The sequence below is a fragment of the Peterkaempfera griseoplana genome, assembly GCF_001418575.1.
GTDB classification, from domain to species: Bacteria; Actinomycetota; Actinomycetes; order Streptomycetales; family Streptomycetaceae; genus Peterkaempfera; species Peterkaempfera griseoplana.
Genome location: NZ_LIQR01000181.1, coordinates 1 through 3,791, shown reverse-complemented (window position 1 = coordinate 3,791; position 3,791 = coordinate 1). Strand labels below are relative to the sequence as shown.

Annotated in this window: 4 protein-coding genes; 2 read left to right on the top strand and 2 right to left on the bottom strand. The window is 75.0% G+C overall.

Translation table 11 applies throughout. From position 1 onward, the window contains the following. Positions 1–16 precede the first annotated feature (16 nt). On the top strand, positions 17–1,369 hold the full coding sequence (locus tag AOK09_RS14550) for a hypothetical protein (protein WP_055587609.1): 1,353 nt from the start codon (positions 17–19) through the stop codon (positions 1,367–1,369). Continuing rightward, complete coding sequence (locus tag AOK09_RS14545; RefSeq protein WP_063795952.1) at positions 1,338–2,300, top strand: aldose 1-epimerase family protein; 963 nt, start codon at positions 1,338–1,340, stop codon at positions 2,298–2,300. The genes AOK09_RS14550 and AOK09_RS14545 overlap by 32 nt, the downstream gene beginning before the upstream one ends. A 36-nt stretch (positions 2,301–2,336) precedes the next feature. On the opposite strand, the gene nhaA is transcribed toward AOK09_RS14545, so the two are convergent. Beyond that, positions 2,337–3,584 (bottom strand): Na+/H+ antiporter NhaA, encoded by a 1,248-nt coding sequence (gene nhaA / locus AOK09_RS14540; protein ID WP_055587608.1) that lies wholly within the window; start codon positions 3,582–3,584, stop codon positions 2,337–2,339. A gap of 24 nt (positions 3,585–3,608) precedes the next feature. Next, positions 3,609–3,791: hypothetical protein (locus tag AOK09_RS41310; RefSeq protein WP_217698428.1), on the bottom strand; the 183-nt coding region annotated here is incomplete at its 5' end.

The following is a 3,791-nucleotide window of genomic DNA, read 5'->3' as shown; positions in this document are numbered from 1 at the left end:
ACCCTCAGGAGCACAGATGGCGACCAGTGCACCGCCCCCGGAGCCCGAGCCCCCCGCAGCGGGCGGACTCGACGACCTCCGGCAGCGGGTCGCTGCGCTGGAGGAACACGGCCCGCCGCCCGCCGTCCGGCGGCACCGCGTCCGGACGACCTGGTCGGTGCTGCTGATCGTGCTCGCCGCGCTGCTCTCCATCCTCTCCGTGGTCGCCGTCTGGGCCGACAGCATCGTCGGGGACACCGACCGCTATGTCGCCACCGTCGCCCCGCTGGCCTCCAACCCGGACATCCAGCAGGCCGTCACCCGACGGACCACCGACGTGGTCCTGGACCGCGTCGACGTCCCCTCGGTGGTCGACCGGCTCGCGAGCGCGGCCCAGCAGAAAGGCGTACCACCGCAGGCCGCCGACCTGCTGACCCACCTCAGCGGGCCGATCCGCACCGGCCTCGGCGACCTGGTGGGGAGCACCGTGCAGCGGGTGGTCTCCAGCAGCGCCTTCGCGACCATCTGGACCGAGGCCAACCGCGCCGTGCACGCCTCCCTGGACAAGGCCCTCACCGGCAAGGGCGGCGGCGCCGTCTCACTGCAGGACAACCAGGTCGCCATCGACCTGGGACCGGTCGTCGCCAGGGTGAAGGACGAGCTGGTCAAGGCCGGGTTCGCCCCGGCCGCCAGGATCCCCGCCGTCCACACCCGGTTCGTGGTCTTCGCCTCCCGCGACATCGGCCGGGTGAGGACCGGGGTCCGGCTGCTGCAACTGGCCGGCGGCTGGCTCCCCGTGGTGACGGTGCTGATCGCCGCCGCGGGCGTACTGCTCGCCGCGGGCCGCCGCCGGGCCCTGGTCGGCGCCGCCCTCGGCGTCGCGGCGGCCATGCTGGTCCTGGGCGTCGCACTGGCCGCCTTCCGGGCGATCTATCTGGACAGGCTGCCACCGGGTGTCTCGACGGCGGCCGCGACGGCGGTCTTCGACGCGCTGGTCCGCTTTCTGCGCTCCGCCGTGCGGGCCCTCTTCGCGCTGGCCGCCGTCACCGCCCTGGGCGGTTTCCTGATCGGACCGTCCCGGCCCGCCGTCACCGTCCGTGCCGTCTGCCGCAACGGCATCGGCGCGGTACGCGGCACCGCCGCCTCCGCCGGACTGCGGCTGGGCGCGGTCGGCCGCTTCGTGCACCGCCGCAAGCGGCCGCTGGGCGTGCTGATCCTTGCGGTGGGGGCCGTGGTCCTGCTCACCTGGAGCTACCCCACCACCGGGGTCGTGCTCTGGTGCGCCTTCGCCGTCCTGATGGCGTTCGCCGTACGGGAGTTCCTCGACACCGGTCCCGACCCCGACCTGGAGGCAGCAGGTGCCCCGCACAGACCAGCCCCGCACGGATGACGGCCCCCGTACGGACCCCCACCGCACCGGGCGGCAGTTCACCATCGCCCATGGCGACCAGCGGGCGGTGGCCGTCGAACTGGGGGCCGCGCTGCGCAGCCACACGGCCGGCGGCCGGCCGGTGCTCGACGGCTTCGAGGCCGGTGACCGGATCAGCGGCGGACGCGGCCAGATCCTGGTGCCGTGGCCCAACCGGATCAGGGACGGCCGCTACCGCTGGGGCGGCGAGGAACTCCAGCTCCCGCTGACCGAACCCGCCCGCGGCAACGCCATCCACGGCCTGCTGCGCTGGTCCACCTGGCAGTTGGTGGAGCAGCGGGACGACCGGGTGGTGCTCGGCGCCGTGGTGTGGCCGCAGCCCGGTTACCCGTTCCACCTGGAGGTCACCGCCGACTACGGCCTCGGCCCGGCGGGGCTCTCGGTGGCGCTCACCGCCCGCAACCTCTCCGACCGGCCCGCGCCCTACGGGGCGGGGCAGCACCCCTACCTCACGGTGGGCACCGACCTGGTGGACGAGGCGGTGCTGACCGTCCCGGCCGGCCGCCGGATCCTGACCGACGACCGGGGGACACCGGCCGGCGACGAGAAGGTGGACGGGACCCCGTACGACTTCCGCGCCCCCCGGCCGGTCGGTGACCTGCGGCTGGACACGGCCTTCACCGACCTGGAGCCCGGCGCCGACGGCAGGACGGTGGTGCGGCTCGCCCATCCCTCGGGCGCCCACGGCACCGATCTGTGGCTGGGCGAGGGGGTCCGCGCGGTCCAGCTCTTCACCGGCGACACCCTCCCCGAGGGGGTCCGCCGCCGGGGGATCGCCGTGGAGCCCATGAGCTGCCCGCCGGACGCCTTCCGCTCCGGCGACGGCCTGGTCGAACTCGCCCCGGGGGCCGAGTACACCCTCCGCTGGGGCCTCAGCCCCTGGCAGGCCTGAGCGGCGCGGACCCGGGCCCCGGACGGGGGCCAGGGTTCAGGTGGCGGACTGGGCGAGGTCGGCCTCGTAGAGGCGGCGGTAGTGCCGGCTGCGGAGCCGCAGCAGCCCGCCGGCGGTCAGCGCGCAGATCAGCGACCCGGTCAGGACCGCCTCCTTGGCCAGCGCGGTCAGCTCCGGGTCGCCGGGGAACGCCAGCTCGCAGAGGAGCAGGCTGACCGTGAAGCCGATGCCGGCCAGTGTCGCGACGGCATGGACGTCGGCCCACTGCAGGCCGGGGTCCAGCTCGGCCCTGGTGAAGCGGGCGGTCGCCCAGGTACCGCCGAAGACGCCCAGCGGCTTGCCGGCCACCAGCCCCAGGACGACACCCAGCGGCGCCGCCTCCGTGAAGACCTGCGTCAGGGTGTGCGCCGACAGCGGGACACCGCAGGCGAAGAAGGCGAAGAGCGGAACCGCGACCCCGGCCGAGAACGGACGCACCAGATGCTCGACCCGCTCGGCCGGCGACCCCGTCTCCCCCTCGTCGGAAGTACAGCGCAGCATCAGGCCCATGGCGACGCCCGCCACCGTGGCGTGGACGCCGCTGAGGTGCATCATCACCCAGATCGCCAGGGCCAGCGGTACGTGGACGTACCAGCCGTGCACCCGCAGCCGCTGCAGCAGCAGGAAGAGACCCAGGCCCGCCAGCGAGGCCAGCAGCGCCGGGTAGTCGATCCGGGAGGTGTAGAAGACCGCGATGACCAGGATCGCGCCCAGGTCGTCGACCACCGCCAGGGTCAGCAGGAAGGCACGCAGCGGTGACGGGAGGTGCGACCCCACGACGGCCAGCACCCCCAGGGCGAAGGCGATGTCGGTCGCCATCGGGATCGCCCAGCCGATCGGACGGCCGCCGCCGGTCAGGTTGACGGCGGTGTACACCAGCGCCGGTACCGCCATGCCGCAGACGGCGGCCGCCACCGGAAGGGCGGCCGCCCTGCGGTCCCGGAGGTCCCCCGCCACCAGTTCGCGTTTGAGCTCGATGCCGGCGACGAAGAAGAAGACCGTCAGCAGACCTTCGGTCGCCCAGGTGTGCAGGGACATCTCCAGCCGCAGCGGTCCGGGCGGACCCACGGTGCGGTGCACCAGGTCCTCGTACTGCTGCGGGCGCACATTGGCCCAGATCAGGGCGAGCGCCGCCGCGGCCAGCAGCAGCACACCGCCCACCGTCTCGGTCCGCAGGGCGTCGAGGACCACGGTCCGCTCGCGGAGCGACAGCCTGCCGAACAGCCGACGCGGTGTGCCGCTCATCCGTCCCCTCCGGTCGGCGCCGGGTCAGTCCTGCCGGTCCCCGTCGCCGGTGGGGGCGTCCTGCGCGGCCGCCGCCGGCGCGGGGCGCGGCTGGACGTCCTGCCCGCCGGCGGGGGCGCCGGCCGCGCCCTTCGCCCCGGACTGGCCCGTCGCCCCCGGGGCCGCCGGACGGGCGGGGGCCGGACGGTGGGCCGTGGCGGCGTGGCC

Coding starts and splice junctions, on each gene's coding strand:
- AOK09_RS14550 (WP_055587609.1), top strand. CDS start 17: ATGGCGACCAGTGCACCGCCCCCGGAGCCCGAGCCCCCCGCAGCGGGC.
- nhaA (WP_055587608.1), bottom strand. CDS start 3,584: ATGAGCGGCACACCGCGTCGGCTGTTCGGCAGGCTGTCGCTCCGCGAG.